Raw genomic sequence first — 20000 nt, 5'->3', positions numbered from 1 at the left:
TACTCACCCGTCCGCCGCTAGGTCCAGTAGCAAGCTACCTTCCCCCGCTCGACTTGCATGTGTTAAGCCTGCCGCCAGCGTTCAATCTGAGCCATGATCAAACTCTTCAGTTTAAAATCAATAGTACCTTAAAGGGTACCAATCTTGGCTCATCAATTACTGACAAAAATTTGCTCAAATAAACTTCGAGTAATTTCTACCATCAATCAATGAAAATAATTTCGATCAATCAACTAGTAAAAATCCACACAAGTTGTTCTTCATAATCTCTTAATGATCTTCTTGTTGGTTCGTCACCAGCAAGCTAGGTCGGCTATATTACTCTTTATTTCTAAAGAGTCAACTGGTAATTCAAATTATTTTAAACTTAAAAAATAAAACCCAACTTAATCAATTCAAACAAGTCATTGTTTTATCAGAAGTTTTAATCTTCATCACCGCCGATGGATGTGCATTCTACAACATTTCACATCCGTTGCAACACCCTTTTCCATTTATTTTTAGTTTTTCATTACGTTTGTTTATTTATTCTACTAAATCAAATTTTTTTACTATTTTTTGAGCATAAAAGGGACAATATTTCCATATTTATCCGTTAATTTATCTTTTTCATTCTTTTCTTGCCATTTTAAAGCTCGACAATCGACATATTCACAGTAGCCACCTTCCCCACACTCGATTTCGTCGTTGATTTTGATTTGATAGTTAAAGCTTCCTGCATAGCCTGCGCCGAGTCCAAATTTAAAATCCCCACGACTCTGTGCTTGTACATGTATTTTCAGTTTGTCATTTTGGTAAATCCATTCAAATTCACGTGGCAAATACATTTTTTGCAAATTTGGGGTTTTAACCACAGGATAAACGCGCATGACTTTAAAGAACACGGCTTGGTCTGCCATGAACACTTGCTGCTGATTTAAATCTCTTAGATATAAACGTGAACTCAAAATATTGTTATAGCGGTCTCGCGTTTGCATAAAGATGATTTGACGCTTTCGGCTCAGGTTGATCACCTGATGGGTATAAAACGCCAAAGGTAAATATGGAAACTTGCGTATTTGCGCATAAGACAAAACCGCCAACTGATTTACATCATACATCTGGCCCTGAAATTTGATTTGCCCTTCACATTGGCACATCACCGACCAATATTCAGCAAGACCTAATCTTAATTTTATTAAACAAGAAGAAATATCGGTTGTTTGCACAGACAAATCTAAACTGAGTTCAGTATCTTCTCGATGGATTTGAAATACCGCTCCATCCCAACCGATCTGCTCTTTATCTCTAAACGTAAAGACGGTCTCACTCAGACTACAGTCATCTTTAATGGAATAGGATTGTAATTGACCAACCATATGACCACTTACACTGGTCATTACTGTGGCCGTATTGAGTTCGTCTTGTTGAATAGCCGCAGGATTTTGAAAAGCGGGAATCTGAGGCTGCCCGAGCCAACTCATAAAGTTAAGATAATGTAATGGCGCAGGAAGATTCGGTAGACAAAGTCCATAATGGACTGAAGGATAAGGCGTATTCGGCGCATGTAAATTTATTTTTTTATGTTGTAAATCTGGAGCTTGATTCAGTCGCCTTGATTGATCCAAGAAATCTTGAAATATCTGCATATCAAGCTCCTTTTCATTTTTTTATTTCATGCTTTAACTCATGCTTCTGCCTTTTTTGCCATTAAGGTGGTGACAAAACCAGACAATGCATAAATCACTGAAATAATTAAAATACCCATTGGAATATTATACGTTACAGCTGCTAAAACAAAGACTATGATTGGTAACACGGCAAATGGAACACGGCGACGATCCACAGTTTTAAATGAATAGTATTTTACATTTGAGATCATCAATAGACCCACTGCAATAATCACTACCGCATTAAAAATCTGAATACCTGTTTCGCGTAAGTCGAAGACCGCAGGGATATCCATACCTACCCATACCAATGAAATAATCATAACGGCTGCGAGTGGACTTGCAACACCAATAAAATAACGTTTATCGACAACCCCAATTTGTACGTTAAAACGTGCCAAACGGAAGGCTGCACAGGCGGTGTAAACAAAACATGCTGCCAGGCCAATACGGCCTAAGTCATTTAGACTCCAGCTATACATTAAAATGGCAGGTGCAACACCAAATGCTAGCAAGTCCGACAACGAGTCAAACTGTTCACCAAAAGGACTTTGTGCGCCGATAGCACGTGCGACACGGCCATCCAAACCATCAAATAATGCTGCAAGGAAAATGGCATAAATGGCTTGTTGAAACTCACCATTCATACTGGCAATAATTGAATAAAAGCCAGATAACAACGCAGCAGTTGTAATCAAGTTTGGCCACAGATAGATCCCACGACGTTTCACTTTATGCCCTTCATGGGTATGCTCCTCTTCTTCAACTTCAAATGTAATGCCTTCAAATGCATTTTCATCCTTTGAAGAAATTTCCCGCTCAGGTTTATTTGTATTTGTCATTGTTCGATCCTAACTGTGACCTTTCTTTTTCAAGTTTAAAATTATTCGCCAACCAACCAACGTACGGCTGCATGACCACCATTTTCATTCATACGAAGATGTGGGAACAACCATTGTAATGCTTCGTCCGCATCTTCAGAGAATTTCCAAGGTGGGTTAATCACCAATAAACCACAACCATTTAGACCGACTGGAGTGTCATCTGGCCATACACAAATTTCGCAAACCAACTGACGACGAATGCCGGTTTTGTACATTTTCTTTTCAAAACGTTCAATCATCGCGCGGTCTTTAATTGGATACCATACCGCAAAAACGCCTGTCGGCCATTTTTTATAAGCAGCCACCAACAATTCTACAAGCTGTGGAAAATCTTTACGTTCTAATTCGTAAGGCGGGTCAATCATGACCAAACCACGTTTTTCTTTTGGTGGAATTACACCCAGTAAACCTTCGTAAGCATCACGCTCATGCAAGCCTGCACGTTTATCAAAAATATTGTGGCGCAATTGTTGGAATACATCGCGCTGCATTTCAAAAATCGTTGCCTTATCAGTTTCACGCATGCCTTCAAGTGCGAACCACGGAGAGCCTGGATAAGCGCCTTTGCCAAAGTTTTCACGCATTTTTTCAACAACTTTTAAATATTGTTGAACACCTTCAGGCGCATTGCGTTTAATCGAATCATCGAGCTTAACTAAACGATGAATACCATTTAAAAACTCACCTGATTTCTGTGCTTCAGAGGTCGAAAGATCATATTTACCTGCACCACCATGTGTATCTACATAGCGATAAGGTTTATCTTTTGCATTCAGTCGACTTAATAATTGAAGCAGCAAAACGTGCTTCATCACATCGGCAAAGTTGCCTGCATGGAAATGGTGACGGTAATTCATGTTTCTTTAATTCCTGATATCAACGGACATTTTAGCATGAAAAATAGTTTCATTCCGATGCTATTCTTGCTCTAGAATACGTCACCTTTTTTCCTCTACTTTTTGGATCGCATATGGAAACAGCCTTTCTCCCAAAGTCTTGGCCGGTTGATCAAATCCTCGATGATTTAGATCAACACGGGTTTAGCATTATTGATGACGCTTATCCTGCAGAATATATACATGTACTTGTTGAAGAATGTATGTCAAATTTAAATAAATTCAGGGATGCAGCCGTACAAAATGGAGTCATCAGTAAAATTAGAAGTGATCATATTTTATGGATTAACGACACATTAGATGTCGCACAAGAACACGTTCAAGCCTTAGAACATTTATCAGAACAATTTAATCGCGCATTTTTTTCTGGCATTCACGAAGTCGAAGCACATTTTGCTTGTTATAACGCAGGTGAGTTTTATGCACTACACAAAGATAATCCTCAAGGCAAAAATGGACGTGTCATTTCAGCGGTTTATTATTTGCATGAATATTGGCAAGCCGACTGGGGCGGTGAATTGCGCTTACAAGATAAGAATGATGTTTGGCATATTTTAGAACCTAAACCGAATCGCATTGCGTTATTCCAAAGTGACCTATTACACGAGGTACTCGAAGCTAAACATCAACGTTTATCGATTACGGCTTGGCTACGTAATGACAACACGATGTGGTAATTCGAGATTCATCCTTTAAATCCCTTAAATTATCCTCATATATGAGTCATTCATAGATGAGGATGTACCCGATGCGTCAAAACAGTCAACAAATCATTCAGCGTATTGGCGAAACTGATCAATTATTTCTACAAGGCAACAGCCCTGATCTTGCCCTTGAGCGTGCTGACTTACGCCTACAATTGGTTGCCCTCAGTAAGAACCATCAAGAACAAGTGTATTTTCTACAAGAAGCCATTGTTCTGCTTGAGCAAAGCCGGATTGAATTTGAAGAAATGCCGATTGAGCTATACATCAATTTGTCTGTGCATTTAGCCAAAGCCTATATGGTATTTTTTGAAATTACCCAAGAGCAGCGCTATGCCCTGATTACCCAGCAGATTATGAAACCGATGTCCAAAGCTGAACATGGCGACATCTACTTCTATTTGGCCTATGCCTCTGCAGTAAAACAAGAACCTGCGTTAACCCGCCACTGGTTATATAAATACAGCAAATCTCAAGAATTCAAACTCACCACATTACTTGAGCATCCTGCATTTAATCCTTATCGCCAAGAAACTTGGTTTTTAGAATTACGCCAAAGTAAACTGCACTAAATAAAAAACACCTCCGAAGAGGTGTTTTTTATTTATGGAGAAGTGAAATCTATGCTGGTTGTAGCTTATATGCATCCATATGCAACTGTTGATTCAGCTCATCAATCCAAATGGCCCAATCATCATCTTGTACTAAATGGCTGATTAGAAAGTCGCGCTGTGCTTTATTCCAAAACGGCGCATCATGTAAATTTTCACTTGCGGCAAGCTGATGCGTACGTACGTATAACTCGATCGCAGCTGGACTGCTGGCTAACCCCAATTGAGAAAACAATAAAGCTAAGGATGGTTTATTTTGATTGAGCATCTCGCCCTCCTTATCAACTAATCTGTCATTTATTATTTAATTAACTTATATGATGCTGATAAAAAAACCTAGCGATAAAACTAGGTTTGTTGTTTCAAATTGTATTTAGATTTTGCATGATCCGGAAAGCTTATGTTCTGTATGCAATTGTTCATTTAAAATATCGACCACTATGGCCCAGTCATCATCTTTTTTCCAATGACTGATAATGAAGTCACGCTGTGACTTCGTCCAAAATGGCGCTTCATGCAATGGAACATCCATGGTGATTTGATGCGTTTCGATAAATTGATCAATGCCTTCCGGACTTGCATCTAACCCCAATTGTTCAAAAAATAGTTCCAACGTCGGTTGTTGATCAAACATTGCCGTTCTCCTCAAGCCAAAAACATTTCTTCCACTTCATAGTTATCTGTTTAATTGACTTTGTCAGTTGCAACTACATCTCAACGTGTTATTTTTTGTTCAAAATTTAAGCTTGGCGTTTTTCGCTGGCCATAAAAAAAGCACCCCAAATGGAGTGCCTTTTTATAATTTAATTTAAAAAATTAAATTATTTAACCATGTCAGCAACTGCTGCACGTTCTTCTTCAAGCTCGTTTAGAGTGAAGTTGATACGTTCACGGCTGAATTCGTCGATTTCAAGACCTTGAACGATTTTGTATTCGCCATTTTCAGTTGTTACAGGGAAACCGAACATTACGCCTTCAGGAATACCATAAGAACCGTCAGAAGGAATACCCATAGTTACCCATTTGCCGTTTGTGCCAAGAGCCCAATCGCGCATATGGTCGATTGCAGCGTTTGCAGCAGAAGCAGCAGAAGAAAGACCACGTGCTTCGATGATCGCAGCACCACGTTTACCAACAGTTGGAAGGAATACGTCTTTGTTCCAAGCAGCATCGTTGATTTTGTCTTTTAAGCTTTCGCCGTTTACATTTGCAAAACGGTAGTCAGCATACATCGTTGGAGAGTGGTTACCCCAAACTGTCATGTTTTCGATGTCAGAAACTGCAACACCTGCTTTTTGAGCAAGTTGAGTTAACGCACGGTTGTGGTCAAGACGTAACATTGCTGTGAAGTTTTTCGCTGGAAGATCTGGAGCAGATTTCATTGCGATGTAAGCGTTAGTGTTTGCAGGGTTACCTACAACAAGAACTTTAACGTCACGGCTAGCAACTTCGTTAAGCGCTTGGCCTTGACCGATGAAGATTTCACCGTTTACTTTAAGAAGGTCAGCACGTTCCATACCAGGACCACGTGGACGTGAACCTACAAGAAGAGCGTAGTCAGCATCTTTGAATGCAACTTTAGGATCATCAGTACCGATCATACCTTCTAAAAGAGGGAATGCGCAGTCATCAAGTTCCATCATTACGCCTTTAAGCGCTTGTTGAGCTTTCTCAACTGGAATTTCTAATAATTGAAGGATAACTGGTTGGTCTTTACCCAACATTTCACCGCTTGCGATACGGAATAATAAGCTATAACCGATTTGACCAGCTGCGCCAGTAACGGCAACACGAACTGCTTGCTTCATGTAATTATCTCCAATTGAGGAAGGTCATAATGATTAAATAGCTGTTCTATCTAATCTTAATAATCATAAACGGCAAAGATTGTACTCCAATCTTTTGACGCTTGCATGTAAAAGAGAATGCTTTTCAACAAAAGTATGATAGGAAATATAAATAAAATGCCGAAAAAAGCTTAGAAAGAACCTTTAATTATGAAAGTTGCAGGACAATTTCCGACGATAGTCGCAGGGCAACTTTTGTACTGACCATTGTTTTTATAGCAAATTTTAATCTCAGTCAGCAGACTACCACCACGGGTTTGCATACAGTTAAATTCAATACTTTGTGATACCAATCCGCTGTTCATACGCAACATTTTATTACGCAAGACATTGGCTTGAATGGATTGGGTTTCTTGACTGGTCAATTCATCTGGAATTTTTAGCTTATCTGCATGATTAATAATGGTTCTGAAATACTGGCTAGCATTCATTGGGACACAGCCGCCGGTAGTGTGCCAAAGAGCCACGCGAGCATTTTCATCAGGCATAATCCGTGCAACCACTTTCGCTTGCAACGGAGAAAGTTTAGCTGAACTATTGGTCGTGCAATCACGTGTAGAGGTTTCTGGATATAGACCCGTGATATTGAGTGAATACCCTTCTAAACATTTACGTTTTTTACTTTTTAATGGGTCATAGGCGCAAACAGCAGGCACCATTTGCACATCCATCACATACCCTTTTACAACCGGTGCAGCCGAAAGCATAGACATACCAAAGCCTGCACCACTGCCGATGAGCAGTGATGTCAGTATTCGATAAGCAGGTCTAATGTCCATTTTCGGCATTCATCATTTACCCATATTGCGCCTAAAAACAGGCGCATCTTGCTTTAAAATTTATTGCGCATTCCGTAATGGAATCATTTGCATTCTTTTTTCAATCGATTGTGGCCCCTGACCTAATAAAAGGCCGTAATGGGTTGCATTGGTCATCACATGTTTTACATAGTCTCGAGTTTCCGTTAATGGAATCGATTCCGTATATTGATCCGCTGCAATTGCTTGATATTCAGGCTGCCAGCGTCGAGCACGATTTGGACCCGCATTGTAACCTGCGGTCGCTAAGACTGGACTATTACTCAATTGACGTTGAATCATCGATAAATAGAAAGTGCCATAACGAATATTGGTATTCATATCCGTTAATGCAGCGGGGTTATAACTCTCCCCCATCTGACGAGCCACCAATTTTGCGGTGTCTGGCATAATTTGCATTAAACCACCGGCACCGACATGTGAACGTGCGCTAGTGACAAACCGACTTTCTTGACGCATCAAACCATAAGCCCATGCAGGGTCAATGCCGGCATTACGACTATGACTCACCACATAATTTTGATGCGGCATAGCATAACGTAAAGCATAATTGTGCTGTTTAGTGGTTCGATCTGCCGCATAAATCGCCCGATCATACCACCCCATATCGGTTGCACGTTTAGCTGCGGCAAGAATCATGCCATCATCATGCTTTAAATAGGCTTGACGCACTGCCCAGTTCCATTCACGGTTAATATAGCTGTCAGATGCATTAATATTGCGCAATGCAAAGGCACGACGGAAGTGAATATCCTGACTGAGACGCTGCGCATCTTGTGACGAAGGCTGCACATTTGACGGAATATTGTTATAAGACTGACCAATTTTGTCACGTGCTAACAAATTATGGTAATCATCGCCAACGGCAAGCTTGCGATAAATGTCTTGAGCCGCACGTTTAGATGAGGCATCTCCACGTTGTTCAGATGCTCGTGCTAACCAATATTGCCAACGATCTTCTTGCTTTTGCGAAACGCTCATCGCATCAATTGCACGAATGACACTTTCCCATGCGCCAAAACGAATGGCTTGTCGCGCATAAATCTCGGCTTCTTCTGCACTAAAAGGCAGTCCATAACTCAAATCAAGATAATTTAGAACTTCACGGTTGAAATTATTTTTCATTACCGTTGTACCACCGATATACCCGACACTACGGTATAGGGCTTTTTGTACATCGGCTGGTGTGCCTTCTGCTGCACGTTTCACCGAAGAAATCGCGCCATTTAAGTCGCTATCGGCCAAGCGACCCATCGCATAAATCAGGTATGCATGATCTTCAGCTGTGGCTTTGGGTGCAGACCATAAATAATTCAGTGGATTGGCTTGAATGGTGTTGAGTTGTGACAAATTAATATTTACGCCAATGGTTTGCGCAGTCGCAATCGCTTGTCCTGACTGACCCGCTCTTAACTGTCCCCACATCCGTTGATGGCGGTCATCTTGAGTCATTAAAGGACTCGACAGCATCATACGGCCCAAGCCCGTACACGAGTCAGGTTGTGAGTTTGTGGTCAACCATACATCTTTAAATTCTGCGTAGACCAGAGGGTCGCCCGACTTTGCGCGGACTTGAGCCATGGCACATGTTTCAGCACGGTCAGCATTAGTCACATATTGCAAGACAGGCTGTGCTGTAGCGAAATCAGCTTGTTTGACTTTTTCTTCAACATAATCTGCGGCTAATTTTTCTGCCATTGCCGAATTTGGATAGCGCTGTGCAAAATTAATAATGGCACTTGCTGGCTGTGAAGCCAAATTGTTATTCAGTAACCAATATTCTGGATAATAGCCCAAAACGTCATTTTGCATGGATGATTGGTATTGTTGTAATAAACTAATATTGCCTGCATTCGCAGCACGTAAAGCATCGTTAAACTGCTCATCTGCGGCTTGGACAAACGCAGAAATTCCGGAGAGCCCGACACTCAAAGCAAGTAATTTAGCGTAATTTTTCTGTTTAAAATTATGTTTTAACATCCACTTGCCTTCTTTCATGTCATTCTGCTCAGTTACAGCACATCGAACTTTGTTTAGGAATTAGTTTAATAATTCTAAACTCTGCATTGTGTTCTGTTATGTAACCTTATGATTAGCCAATATTAATTTTCAAACATTTTTACTTCATAAATCAATATGGCAGAGTTGTCATTTTAGGCTGTAAGTTTCTAGTGAATTACTGCTAAAATATTGCCCATTCTTAAAATCCCCTTTTTTGACCTCCGCAGCTGCACAATTCGACTGATTGAATTGTCTGTCAGCCACGTATGGTTATTGATTTTCATAAAATTCCTTTAGGAGCCTACATGACGGTTCAAACCTTCATCCCCAATAGTGCCCAAGCTGCCCCAGATAACACTGTTACCCAGCCACAGCACACCCCAGCTCAAGATGGAGCAGTGAAAAAACTGTACATCGAAACGCAAGGGTGTCAGATGAATGAGTATGACAGTCAACGTATGGGCGACCTTTTAGGTGATTCTCACGGCTATGTGCTGACGAACGACCCTAAAGAAGCCGATATTCTCCTGATGAATACCTGCTCTATTCGTGAAAAAGCACAAGAAAAAGTATTTTCTGAGTTAGGCCGTTGGCGCAAGCTGAAAGAAAAAAATCCAGATTTGGTAATTGGTGTCGGTGGCTGTGTTGCTTCTCAGGAAGGTGACAACATTCAAAAACGTGCACCGTATGTTGATATGGTCTTTGGTCCACAAACCTTGCACCGTTTACCGCAAATGTTAGATCAGCATACTGAGCAAGTGGTCAAACCGAAAAAAGAAAAAATTCAATTGGTGGATATTTCATTCCCTGATATTGAAAAATTCGACTTTTTACCTGAACCGCGTGTGGAAGGTTTTAAAGCCTTTGTTTCTATCATGGAAGGCTGTTCTAAATACTGTTCATTCTGCGTGGTTCCTTACACCCGTGGTGAAGAAGTTTCTCGCCCACTCGATGACGTATTGGCTGAAATTGCCACTTTAGCTGAAAAAGGCGTACGAGAAATTTCATTACTCGGTCAAAACGTGAATGGCTACCGTGGTGAAACCTTTGAAGGTGAAATCTGTACCTTTGCAGACTTATTACGTTTAGTCGCTGAGATTCCGGGGATTGGCCGTATTCGTTACACCACATCGCACCCGCTTGAATTTAACGATGACTTGATTCAGTGCTACCGTGACTTACCGCAAATGGTTTCTCACTTGCATCTACCAGTTCAAAGTGGTTCAAACGACGTGCTACAAGCCATGAAACGTAACCACACGATTGATGTTTATATCGATAAGATTGCAAAATTACGTCAAGTTCGCCCTGATATGCATTTATCTAGCGACTTTATTATTGGCTTCCCAGGTGAAACTAACGAGAACTTCGAAGAAACTTATCAATTTATCCAAGATATGGACTTCGATCATTCATACAGTTTCATCTACTCAAAACGTCCAGGTACTCCTGCTTCAGAACTTGAAGACACCACCCCTGAAGATGTGAAAAAAGAACGTCTTGCCAAAGTTCAACAATGGATTAAACAATCGAGTATTGATAAAACTGATGCCATGCTAGGCACCATTCAACGTGTCTTGGTTGAGTCTGTTTCTGACAAAGATCCGAACTTGCTGATTGGTACTGCAGACAATACACGTTTGGTCAGCTTCATTGGTGATCCTGCATGGGTTGGGCGTTTTGCAGAGATTGAAGTGACCGATATTAAAACTTTGAAGTTTGTTTATGGTGAACTCTTGAATCTTGAGCCTGACGTGGCGTAATGTAAGCTTAATCGTCAGACCAATTTAAAGGAATTCTCTTGACTGCAGCGATTCGACGTACTGTAACTTTTGCTGGTATTCCACTTGACCGTTTACAAAGCATGCTCGGTGCCTATAACGGTCATCTCAAACAAATTGAACAACGTTTAGATGTCAAAATTTCTCATCGCGCAGATGCTTTTTTTGTCGATGGGGAAATCGATGCGGTTGAGAGAGCCGAAAGCCTCCTTCACCGTCTTTATGAAGAGTCCGAAACCAATCCACAGATTAGTGCTGATATCTTACACATGATGATTCAAGGCAGTCAGACCGACCGCGAAATTCAGGAAGATTTTTCTGAAAATGAGCACACCGGTTTAGATAATGTTTATCTACAAACTCGTAAAGGTCGGATCAACCCACGTGGCGCCAATCAAAAACGCTACGTGCAACGTATTTTACAAAGTGATATTTCTTTCGGTATTGGCCCAGCGGGTACAGGTAAAACTTATCTCGCGGTCGCCGCTGCTGTAGATATGCTAGAACGCAACGAAATTCAACGCATTTTATTGGTTCGCCCTGCGGTTGAAGCCGGTGAAAAACTGGGGTTTTTACCCGGTGATTTGAGCCAAAAAATTGACCCTTACTTACGTCCGCTATACGACGCTTTGTATGAAATGCTCGGTTTTGAAAAAGTCGCAAAACTGATAGAACGTCAAGTGATTGAAGTTGCACCACTCGCCTACATGCGTGGTCGTACCTTAAATCATTCTTTTGTGATTTTAGATGAAGCACAGAACACTACCCCTGAACAAATGAAAATGTTCCTCACCCGTTTAGGTTTTGGTTCTCGTGCAGTAATCACTGGCGACATTACACAGGTCGATTTACCTCGTGGTCAACAATCTGGTTTGGCACATGCCTTACGTGTGATTGAAAAAATCAAAGAAATTCATATTACTCGCTTCCACTCTCGTGACGTGGTACGTCATCAATTGGTTCAAAAAATTGTTGAAGCCTATGAGGGATGGGACAGCGAACAACATCGCCTCACGGCTGAACAACGTGCAGAACGTAAAGCACGTCAGGAAGCCTTGGTCGCGGACAATGATGCTAAAGCTGATGGGCAGCATCAAGACGAAAACATTTAAGGATTCATTTTGAAACTTAATCTCTCCTTGCAGCAAAATTTTCAGTCACCTGAATTGGTGGTGAAACGTGCGCATATCAAAAAAGTCGTGGAAACGGCTTTACGTCATATCGATACACAAAGTGATTGTGAGATCGGTATTGCATGTGTGGACAATGACGAAAGCCACAAATTGAACTTGGAATATCGTGGTAAAGACAAACCGACTAATGTGCTGTCTTTTCCGAGCGATCTCCCCGATGAAATGGCAGCAGTTTTAGACTCATTTCCGATTGGCGACTTGGTGATTTGTATTCCTGTGGTTCTTCGTGAAGCACAAGAACAAAGCAAAGCACCCCTGACCCACTTTACGCATATGCTGGTACACGGTACGTTGCACCTGATGGGCTATGACCATGAAACCTCTGATGAAGATGCTGAAGAAATGGAAGCTTTGGAGATCGAGATTTTAGCCAAATTGGGTTTTGATAACCCTTATCTGGAAAGAGATTAAAAACCCAAAAAGCGAGCTACGGCTCGCTTTTTTAACATTATAAAAACCAAGGAAGGAAAGATATGCAATATGTCGTTATTTTTAAAGCACGCATTCGTACGCTTGATGAGCTGTATTTTTCGACTGCACAGCAGCTTAGAGACAAAGCCTTGACACACTTTAACTGTCAACATTTTGAAGCGCTGACAGAGGGTGAGCATGAAATCGCCCTTTCCTACTGGAATACGTTAGAAGACATTCGAGCTTGGCAACAAGATGCACAACATCTGGTCGCGCAACAATTGGGGAAAAACCAATGGTATGCGAGTTTTAGCGTCGAAATCTGCGAAGTTTTGCGACGCTATCACAACTGATTAACGCACCTCAAACTCTGCTTCTGCAGGATCAAAGCGCCAAGTACGCACAATACGAAGTTCTGAGATTTCTTTCATTTTGGCATCAAACAAACCAAAAGGTGCCGCCTTACGCACAGAGGTTTTTGCAGCTTCATCCAATAAACTTGAACCTGAACTTTCGATCAAACGAATGGCACGAATCCCGCCATTACTGTTCAAAATAACCATTAAACGTACTTCACCGCGTAGCTGTTGCTGTTTTGCCGCTTCAGGATAATAACGGTTGCCATAAAACTCGACTTTTTCGCGGAATTTTTCCATATAGGCCGCAGAAACATCTTGCTTGGCTTGAATACCATCAATGGTTTTAATTTTTTGCTGACGGCTAAAGTTTTGCTGACGTTGTAAATATTGGGCTTCGATACTCGCCACCATCGCAGCCTTGGCCTGAAACTGACTATTCAACTCCTCAACGGCTTTTTTGCGACTGTTTTCTTCAGCTTGTTTTTGCCAACTCAAGGTTGTCATCAACACTTTGTCTTCAAAGCTCAGCTCTTTCTTTTGTTGCAGTTGTTCTAAAGCTTCGCTTTTTTGCTCCCCGGCTTTTTGTTCGATCATCGGTGCAGGCATGTCACTCGACATACGATGTGACTCACGGAATGTCCCTGAGCCCTGCTGATCGGCTTGTGCTAAAAAGTCTGCATGTTCAATTTTTTCCGTCGTAGAACGTAAAGAAACTGCAATTTCTTTGGTGTTATAATCCGCCTCTTGGGGCATGGAAAATTGCATGGTTAAAAAAGCCAAATGCAACACAGCAGCAAACGCCAATGCAGTTGCAAATATGGGATCTTTCCACCACTCTTTCATCAAGGGCATGAACGTTATTTTTTTCAGCATCACATTAAACCGACTATTTGCCGCATTCCCCAAACTGCTTAAAACAGTATAAAATAAAACTCGTATTCATTTTTTGATGAAAACGAGAAATCCATCAACACATCGATAATGCACAATTAAAATCATGAAAATGGTGCAATTTATTTTGCTAAACTGCAAGATCAAAACCTTGTGTTTTTATAGAAATCGACAAGATAAACATCGTCAAAAAACATAATTTGTCAGGATGCACTTCTTATGCAAACGCTAGTTTCCAATATCGCTAAACGTATACGCCAAGTGTACCAAAAAGCTGAAGGATTTATTGAAGATGAGCGTGAATTCCCAATGTCTCAAGTGTTTTTAAATGCGACATTTCAGCGCTTTGTCACCGATAATGTGAAAATGCTCAAAGACTTGCATGCTGACCTGCATGATGACTGGCTTCGACTGTATGCCACATTGGATTATAACGGGCTGATCATAACACTCTCTGTTGATTTAAAACTGGTACAGATGGAACTCAACAAACAAACCCAATTGATCGTATTTGAACAAATTAGTGATACACAAGTGATTGAAGCAAAGTATCCAAATGTTCTGTATAAGATGGGCGTGCGCATGGCGTTATGGTTCTATCAAAAAGTACTCAACCAAGATCCATTGGGTATGATTTTGGAAAAGCTCAATGTGATCAAAGTTAAAGATGATTTACTGTATTTAGACCTGAATCGCTGGCTCGGTAAAAGTCGATCGATTATCGACACACTGGGCAAAGTCCATGTCAACCATGCTGTTTTACGTGAGGCCGAATTGGTGGTGATTGGTAATGTTAATTTAACCGCATTGTTCACCAAAATGTCGCAAGAGCGGATGGAAGACTGGGATGATTCAAATTTAAAAGACGATGAAGTCACGCCTATAAAGCAAAAGGAAAGCTAGACTTATCCTGCACTTAGGCATCTTGAACCTATAAAAACGCTACACAATATATACATTAGGCACGGATTTGCGACGAGATTCTCCACAATCCAGCCGCATAATAAATATATCAGGTGGTTTAGCCCACCACACTTCTATTGAATAGGAAAACCATACTTATGGCACATTCACTTTTGAAAAATTTAGGTCTTGTTGCTGGGGTATCGACTACACTGCTTTTGACTGGTTTCTCAAGTCAGTCATTTGCCATGAGTCCATTCCAAGCCAACTACCAATTTAACTACAACGGCAAAAACTTGGGTTCTGCAACACGTACCCTAAAACAATCTGGGAATAACTGGACGTATGTTTTCGCAGCAAAAGCTGGTGCAATGGCCTCTGCAACTGAAACCAGTCGTTTTAGTTTAAATGGCAGCCAAATTCACTCGAACAGCTTTAGCCGCAGCAGCAAAATTTTGGTGCACAACAACACCATGAATATTAATTTTAATGCTGGCGCAAAAACCATTAATACCAAAAAAGATGATAAAGCGCGTTCATTTGCGTGGAAATCAGGTGTGTTAGATGAACTCAATGCTGAATTGCAAATTCGTGAAGATTTAAAAAATGGTGGTTTGAAATCGAATTACTACATTGCCGATGCCAAAGAGGTTGAAGCTCGTAAGTTCGTGAAACAAGGCACTGAAAAAGTGAAAACCACTTATGGAACTTTTGACACCGTTAAAGTCGTGATGCGTCATGACAAACCAGGCCGTCAAACGACTTTCTGGTTAGCACCAAAACTAGATTATCTACCTGTCAAAGTTTCCCACCAAGACAATAAAACCTCTTACGGTTTATTGTTAACGGGCTATAAAGGTGCAACAAATTAATTGATTTGATCAATTTCGCTTGCATTTTTCACGGTGCTTTTTAAAATACGCTTTTGCTTTAAAAAGCACCTGCCCCTCGAGGATTCTCCCGTGCACGCTCTGGAACAGAAAATCTTAGCTGAAGGTATCGTTCTCTCTGAAGAAGTTCTGAAAGTCGATTCTTTCCTGAACCACCAAATTGACCCTGTAATGATGCAGCAAATTGGTCAAGAATTTGCCCGTCTATTTAAAGATGCTGGCATTACCAAAATCATCACCATTGAAGCTTCAGGTATTGCACCTGCAGTTATGGCGGGTCTTGAACTTGGTGTTCCTGTGATTTTTGCACGTAAATATCAATCTTTGACCTTAAAAGATGATTTGTATCGCTCAAAAGTGTTTTCTTTCACCAAACAAACTGAAAGCACGATCGCGATTTCTAAAAAGCACATCAATGCTGAAGATAAAGTTTTAGTGATTGATGACTTTTTGGCCAATGGTCAAGCGGCTTTAGGTCTTGCAGATCTTATTCATCAAGCAAGTGCTGAAGTATTGGGTATCGGTATCGTGATTGAAAAATCATTCCAACCTGGTCGTGATATTTTGCTTGAAAAAGGCTATCGCGTTGAATCATTGGCACGTGTGAAATCACTGGCGAATGGTACAGTTGAATTTGTTCGTGACTAAGTTTGCGTTCAAAAGAAAAAAGAACACATCGGGTGTTCTTTTTTTTTTGCTAAAAATTTGCGATTAAGGTGACATACAGCGCACTTTTTAACGCCTTAGTTACAAGCAGACAAAACATTTGTGTGCAAAAATCGATAAAATTCAGGAAAATCGTTGCATTTGATCGAATGGGTCAACTACTCATCTGTCAAATTACATTATGCTGCACCATAAATTCGGCCACTTTATTTTTTAAGGCTATGGAAAGTTATGAATACAGAAGAGCAAAACATGGAAACGACAGTTAAATGTCCAAAATGTGGATCAACCCATATTGAAAAGCGTAACCATGAACAAAACTTACAAAAAATTGGTGGTGTCTTACTCAGTGGTGCAGGAACTGCTGCAGGGACTGTCGGTGGTGCGGCATCTGGCGCATCTATTGGTGCTGCGATTGGTGGCGTGACTGCTGGCCCACTTGGCGTGATTATGGGCGGAACCATTGGGACTTTTGTCGGGGCGATTAGCGTTGGCATCACAGGCGGCTTTTTAGGCCATCGCTTTGGTAAAAAAGCAGGTGTGATTGTAGATCAAAATATATTTTTAGATTACCAATGCAAGGCCTGCAAACAACGCTTTGAAGTTGAATCTCAACCTGAAGATGCAGCAAAAACTGAAGATCAAGACTAATTTTGATTGCTGCTAAATTAAATAAGAGCGTTTCTACGCTCTTTTTTAATAGGTTATTGTTTTTCTAATATGTATTTCTAGTCTATTGAAATGCTATTCGAAACCATGGCGAATCAATTATTTTGAAACATCAGTTAAAGATTTTGAGTCCACATTAACTTGATCTTGTTTCGCTAAAAATTCTTTTTCTTCGTCTTTTTCTCTTGCGGGAAATCCATACTGTATAAACTGGCATTGCCGTACACAAGGAAGATGCAGCCAATACGGAACATAGGAAAGTCATTAGAAAATTAATAATAGACATCACACACCCCAAAGAAGAAGAAATTTAAATACAAATCATGTAATCAAAAAATAAAAAAAACGCGCCCAAAGAGAGAGCAATATTCGACTCGAAACCATCACTGAGCAGGCTGTATTTAAAAAATTTCAATATATTGTTGATATTATTTATTTTTAATATTTCAGGAATAGTTCGACAGATTTATTTTTATATTTTGGGCGTTTTACAACGTCATAAATAAAAAGACGTCACACGTAAATAAAGCAAGAAAAGTGCAATATTTAAACCTTTTCTTGCCCGTTCGCTACAAAGTTAGCGCAACTTCCTAGAGCAAGTAAGTATCAAATCAACTTTTTGACCACTTCGCCCAGGCGTTTACCCTGCTCTTCACACAAATTACGCTCATCTTGACTCAATGACTGATCATGGCGTGGACCACTGACATGACTTGCACCATAAGGCGTACCACCCGTTTTGGTATTCGATAATGCAGGATGGGCATTACTTAAACCCATAACCATCATTCCGTGATGAAACAAAGGCGGCAGCATGGTCAGCAAAGTACTTTCCTGTCCCCCATGCATTGAACCTGAACTGGTAAACACACAGGCAGGTTTGCCATGTAATGCGCCATTGAGCCAAAGCGCTGTGGTTTGATCCCAGAAATATTTCATTTCCGACGCCATATTACCAAAACGTGTTGGCGAACCAAGGGCTAAACCTGAGCAATGCGCTAAGTCATCTAAGCTACAGTAAATATCGCCTTCGGCAGGAATACTGGGCTGCACATCAGTCACCACAGTAGATAAATTTGGAACGGTTCGTATTTTTACTGCCATTCCAGACGCTTCAATTCCATTGGCAATTAAATGTGCCATCTCACGTGTTGAACCATATTTGCTGTAATACAACACCAGTACATAAGCTTGCGTCATTTTTATAAATTCAATGAAAAAAGAAAACTATACGGTATTTTTCCTATTTTTTGGTTAAGCTAAGTGATGAAAATTGCATAAACATGACTAAAATAACTCGAGACTTGAACGAATGATCGAAGCATTTTTAAAAAAACTTCCCTTTTACGACAAGAAATGGTTTCAGTTTGTTTTATTTGTCATTCGACGTTTTGAAGCCGATCGCTGCCGTGAACAAGCAGGATCATTAACCTATACCACCTTGTTTGCAGTGGTACCCATGTTGACCGTATTCTTGGTCATCATCTCCTCAATTAAAGCTTTAGAACCTGCTCGTCAACAGCTTCAACAATTGATTTATAGTAATTTTCTACCGAAAACGACGATTGCTTTCGATAAAGCACTGAATGCCTTCACCGATAAATCCAGTAACTTGACCGTGATAGGTGTGCTGTTTTTATTCATTACCACAGTCATGATGCTGACCAGTATTGAGACGGTATTTAACCGAATTTGGCGGGTGCGTGAGACACGTGGCGGCATAATTGGCTTCATGCGCTATTGGACTATTATCTCATTAGGCCCGATCTTACTGGGTAGCGCATTTGTTGTGTCATCTACCTTGGCCTCAATGAATGTCCTCAGCAATAATTTTGCCGGCTATGAACTGGATGGGGCTTTTCTGCTGTGGATCTTGTCTTTTTCATTGACCATTTTAGGTTTTTTCATTCTGTATTGGACGATTCCCAACCGTAGTGTGCCGATCAAGGCGGCGCTGATCGCGGGTGTCTTTAGTGCCGTGGTATTTGAATTACTCAAAAACCTTTTTGGTTTTGTCATGTCAAATTTCACCAGTTATCAAATCGTTTACGGTGCTTTTGCTGCGGTGCCAATTTTCCTACTTTGGATATTCCTTTCATGGAATATCGTGCTGATTGGGGTAGAAATTAGTTATGCACTGACCGCCTTTAATTCAGGCAAAGATCAAAAACGTCATCCTGTGATTATGTTGATGGATTTGCTGGAATTATTTTATAAAAAGCAAAAACTTGGTCAGAGCGTGACAGAAAAAGAAGCGCTTGAGGTTTTAGGGCGTGATGAAATTGGTCGCCTGCCGAGCTATATTTTATTATTTGAAAAGCAGCACCTGATTAAACGTACTGACGATGATCATTATGTATTGGTCCGTAATTTGACCCAAGTGGATTTCTGGAGTTTTTACAGTAAACTTCCCTATCCCCTCCCTAAACGCCAAGATTTAGGTCGCGTCGATCCAGATGATGTCTGGATGGAAAAAATTGGACCGCAACTGGTCGAATCGGATGATTATCTTGCGGCCAAACTCTCGATTCCGCTTGCGACTATTTTTGAAGAAAAATAACTGTGCATAAGAAAATGGAGAGCTGTAGCCCTCCTTTTTTATTTACTGATGTTACTCACGTAAAAGTAATTTCGCATTTTTAAAATGCTTTTTAAGTCTATTCGACGGAGTCTTACATCTAGGAATTGAATAAAGGGATTAGCCTTCGGCTGGAGGTACTTTTGTTTTGGCAAAATGAGAAGCGAAGCTTCGCAAGGAAACCATCTTGCGGTGCAATGCACCTCACCGACAAAACTCGTTCACTAGCGTCTACGCATTCAAAGTATC

21 protein-coding genes and 1 rRNA gene are annotated in these 20000 nt (G+C 40.7%); 11 read left to right on the top strand and 11 right to left on the bottom strand.

The features are described 5' to 3' along the window. From FTU12_RS09075 to FTU12_RS09060, 4 genes are all read right to left on the bottom strand, one after another. Positions 1–113 (bottom strand): 16S ribosomal RNA (locus FTU12_RS09075); the annotation flags it as partial. Positions 114–551: 438 nt separating this feature from the next. Beyond that, on the bottom strand, positions 552–1628 hold the full coding sequence (locus FTU12_RS09070) for a DUF6670 family protein (protein ID WP_168379142.1): 1077 nt from the start codon (positions 1626–1628) through the stop codon (positions 552–554). A gap of 38 nt (positions 1629–1666) precedes the next feature. Next, positions 1667–2491, bottom strand: coding sequence for a CDP-diacylglycerol--serine O-phosphatidyltransferase (gene pssA, locus FTU12_RS09065; RefSeq protein ID WP_180114201.1), 825 nt, complete (start codon positions 2489–2491; stop codon positions 1667–1669). A gap of 41 nt (positions 2492–2532) precedes the next feature. Beyond that, a complete protein-coding gene (locus FTU12_RS09060) occupies positions 2533–3390 on the bottom strand; it encodes a 23S rRNA (adenine(2030)-N(6))-methyltransferase RlmJ (protein ID WP_078189232.1) in 858 nt (285 codons plus the stop codon). 113 nt (positions 3391–3503) lie between these two features. On the opposite strand from FTU12_RS09060, the gene FTU12_RS09055 reads away from it, so the two are divergent. Both FTU12_RS09055 and FTU12_RS09050 read left to right on the top strand, forming a co-directional pair. Beyond that, a complete protein-coding gene (locus FTU12_RS09055; protein WP_180114200.1) occupies positions 3504–4106 on the top strand; it encodes a 2OG-Fe(II) oxygenase in 603 nt (200 codons plus the stop codon). A gap of 71 nt (positions 4107–4177) precedes the next feature. Then, on the top strand, positions 4178–4705 hold the full coding sequence (locus FTU12_RS09050) for a hypothetical protein (protein ID WP_180114199.1): 528 nt from the start codon (positions 4178–4180) through the stop codon (positions 4703–4705). A gap of 49 nt (positions 4706–4754) precedes the next feature. On the opposite strand, the gene FTU12_RS09045 is transcribed toward FTU12_RS09050, so the two are convergent. The 5 genes from FTU12_RS09045 to FTU12_RS09025 form a co-directional block, all read right to left on the bottom strand. Next, complete coding sequence (locus FTU12_RS09045; RefSeq protein WP_078189234.1) at positions 4755–5012, bottom strand: DUF2789 family protein; 258 nt, start codon at positions 5010–5012, stop codon at positions 4755–4757. Positions 5013–5117: 105 nt separating this feature from the next. Beyond that, positions 5118–5378 (bottom strand): DUF2789 family protein, encoded by a 261-nt coding sequence (locus FTU12_RS09040; protein ID WP_078192425.1) that lies wholly within the window; start codon positions 5376–5378, stop codon positions 5118–5120. 187 nt (positions 5379–5565) lie between these two features. Beyond that, positions 5566–6552: a malate dehydrogenase gene (locus tag FTU12_RS09035; RefSeq protein ID WP_078189236.1), complete on the bottom strand. Its 987-nt coding sequence runs from the start codon at positions 6550–6552 to the stop codon at positions 5566–5568. A 170-nt stretch (positions 6553–6722) separates the two neighbouring features. After that, complete coding sequence (locus FTU12_RS09030; protein ID WP_257220819.1) at positions 6723–7304, bottom strand: ribonuclease I; 582 nt, start codon at positions 7302–7304, stop codon at positions 6723–6725. 126 nt (positions 7305–7430) lie between these two features. Further along, positions 7431–9407: a lytic transglycosylase domain-containing protein gene (locus FTU12_RS09025; RefSeq protein ID WP_180008400.1), complete on the bottom strand. Its 1977-nt coding sequence runs from the start codon at positions 9405–9407 to the stop codon at positions 7431–7433. Between the two features lie 308 nt (positions 9408–9715). On the opposite strand from FTU12_RS09025, the gene miaB reads away from it, so the two are divergent. From miaB to FTU12_RS09005, 4 genes are all read left to right on the top strand, one after another. Beyond that, a complete protein-coding gene (miaB, locus tag FTU12_RS09020) occupies positions 9716–11173 on the top strand; it encodes a tRNA (N6-isopentenyl adenosine(37)-C2)-methylthiotransferase MiaB (RefSeq protein WP_180026040.1) in 1458 nt (485 codons plus the stop codon). Between the two features lie 38 nt (positions 11174–11211). Next, positions 11212–12303, top strand: a complete 1092-nt coding sequence (locus FTU12_RS09015; protein WP_111885944.1) for a PhoH family protein — start codon at positions 11212–11214, stop codon at positions 12301–12303. A 9-nt stretch (positions 12304–12312) separates the two neighbouring features. Next, the gene (gene ybeY / locus FTU12_RS09010) at positions 12313–12795 is read left to right on the top strand and encodes an rRNA maturation RNase YbeY (protein ID WP_078192431.1); all 483 of its coding nucleotides are present in this window, start codon (positions 12313–12315) and stop codon (positions 12793–12795) included. A gap of 62 nt (positions 12796–12857) precedes the next feature. Continuing rightward, positions 12858–13148 (top strand): antibiotic biosynthesis monooxygenase, encoded by a 291-nt coding sequence (locus tag FTU12_RS09005; protein WP_078189242.1) that lies wholly within the window; start codon positions 12858–12860, stop codon positions 13146–13148. On the opposite strand, the gene FTU12_RS09000 is transcribed toward FTU12_RS09005, so the two are convergent. Then, a complete protein-coding gene (locus FTU12_RS09000) occupies positions 13149–14006 on the bottom strand; it encodes an energy transducer TonB (protein WP_218954614.1) in 858 nt (285 codons plus the stop codon). A gap of 258 nt (positions 14007–14264) precedes the next feature. Between FTU12_RS09000 and FTU12_RS08995 the strand changes: the two genes are divergently transcribed. From FTU12_RS08995 to FTU12_RS08980, 4 genes are all read left to right on the top strand, one after another. Continuing rightward, complete coding sequence (locus FTU12_RS08995; protein WP_111885941.1) at positions 14265–14948, top strand: hypothetical protein; 684 nt, start codon at positions 14265–14267, stop codon at positions 14946–14948. A gap of 158 nt (positions 14949–15106) precedes the next feature. Next, positions 15107–15820 (top strand): DUF3108 domain-containing protein, encoded by a 714-nt coding sequence (locus FTU12_RS08990; protein WP_180008408.1) that lies wholly within the window; start codon positions 15107–15109, stop codon positions 15818–15820. A 90-nt stretch (positions 15821–15910) separates the two neighbouring features. Further along, positions 15911–16486, top strand: coding sequence for a xanthine phosphoribosyltransferase (locus FTU12_RS08985; protein WP_078189246.1), 576 nt, complete (start codon positions 15911–15913; stop codon positions 16484–16486). A 270-nt stretch (positions 16487–16756) separates the two neighbouring features. Continuing rightward, positions 16757–17155, top strand: coding sequence for a hypothetical protein (locus tag FTU12_RS08980; RefSeq protein WP_180021684.1), 399 nt, complete (start codon positions 16757–16759; stop codon positions 17153–17155). 624 nt (positions 17156–17779) lie between these two features. Here FTU12_RS08980 and wrbA read toward each other — a convergent pair. Next, positions 17780–18373, bottom strand: coding sequence for an NAD(P)H:quinone oxidoreductase (gene wrbA / locus FTU12_RS08975; RefSeq protein ID WP_078192437.1), 594 nt, complete (start codon positions 18371–18373; stop codon positions 17780–17782). Between the two features lie 112 nt (positions 18374–18485). Here wrbA and FTU12_RS08970 point away from each other — a divergent pair, with 112 nt between their 5' ends. Next, a complete protein-coding gene (locus FTU12_RS08970; RefSeq protein ID WP_168379130.1) occupies positions 18486–19733 on the top strand; it encodes a YihY family inner membrane protein in 1248 nt (415 codons plus the stop codon). Positions 19734–20000: the final 267 nt, after the last annotated feature.

The sequence above is a fragment of the Acinetobacter sp. YH12063 genome, assembly GCF_013419715.1.
GTDB classification, from domain to species: Bacteria; Pseudomonadota; Gammaproteobacteria; order Pseudomonadales; family Moraxellaceae; genus Acinetobacter; species Acinetobacter amyesii.
The sequence above is the reverse complement of the archived record's forward strand: the minus strand, read 5'-3'. Positions and strand labels throughout refer to the sequence as shown.

Excerpts from the sequence above, each read along its gene's own strand:
- FTU12_RS08980 (WP_180021684.1), top strand. The coding sequence starts at position 16,757 with ATGGAAACGACAGTTAAATGTCCAAAATGTGGATCAACCCATATTGAA.
- FTU12_RS09030 (WP_257220819.1), bottom strand. The coding sequence starts at position 7,304 with ATGTCTATGCTTTCGGCTGCACCGGTTGTAAAAGGGTATGTGATGGAT.
- FTU12_RS09005 (WP_078189242.1), top strand. The coding sequence starts at position 12,858 with ATGCAATATGTCGTTATTTTTAAAGCACGCATTCGTACGCTTGATGAG.
- wrbA (WP_078192437.1), bottom strand. The coding sequence starts at position 18,373 with ATGACGCAAGCTTATGTACTGGTGTTGTATTACAGCAAATATGGTTCA.
- FTU12_RS09060 (WP_078189232.1), bottom strand. The coding sequence starts at position 3,390 with ATGAATTACCGTCACCATTTCCATGCAGGCAACTTTGCCGATGTGATG.
- FTU12_RS09035 (WP_078189236.1), bottom strand. The coding sequence starts at position 6,552 with ATGAAGCAAGCAGTTCGTGTTGCCGTTACTGGCGCAGCTGGTCAAATC.
- FTU12_RS09000 (WP_218954614.1), bottom strand. The coding sequence starts at position 14,006 with ATGCCCTTGATGAAAGAGTGGTGGAAAGATCCCATATTTGCAACTGCA.
- FTU12_RS08990 (WP_180008408.1), top strand. The coding sequence starts at position 15,107 with ATGGCACATTCACTTTTGAAAAATTTAGGTCTTGTTGCTGGGGTATCG.
- pssA (WP_180114201.1), bottom strand. The coding sequence starts at position 2,491 with ATGACAAATACAAATAAACCTGAGCGGGAAATTTCTTCAAAGGATGAA.
- FTU12_RS08970 (WP_168379130.1), top strand. The coding sequence starts at position 18,486 with ATGATCGAAGCATTTTTAAAAAAACTTCCCTTTTACGACAAGAAATGG.
- FTU12_RS09045 (WP_078189234.1), bottom strand. The coding sequence starts at position 5,012 with ATGCTCAATCAAAATAAACCATCCTTAGCTTTATTGTTTTCTCAATTG.
- FTU12_RS09040 (WP_078192425.1), bottom strand. The coding sequence starts at position 5,378 with ATGTTTGATCAACAACCGACGTTGGAACTATTTTTTGAACAATTGGGG.
- miaB (WP_180026040.1), top strand. The coding sequence starts at position 9,716 with ATGACGGTTCAAACCTTCATCCCCAATAGTGCCCAAGCTGCCCCAGAT.
- FTU12_RS09055 (WP_180114200.1), top strand. The coding sequence starts at position 3,504 with ATGGAAACAGCCTTTCTCCCAAAGTCTTGGCCGGTTGATCAAATCCTC.
- FTU12_RS09070 (WP_168379142.1), bottom strand. The coding sequence starts at position 1,628 with ATGCAGATATTTCAAGATTTCTTGGATCAATCAAGGCGACTGAATCAA.
- FTU12_RS09050 (WP_180114199.1), top strand. The coding sequence starts at position 4,178 with ATGCGTCAAAACAGTCAACAAATCATTCAGCGTATTGGCGAAACTGAT.
- FTU12_RS09025 (WP_180008400.1), bottom strand. The coding sequence starts at position 9,407 with ATGAAAGAAGGCAAGTGGATGTTAAAACATAATTTTAAACAGAAAAAT.
- FTU12_RS08995 (WP_111885941.1), top strand. The coding sequence starts at position 14,265 with ATGCAAACGCTAGTTTCCAATATCGCTAAACGTATACGCCAAGTGTAC.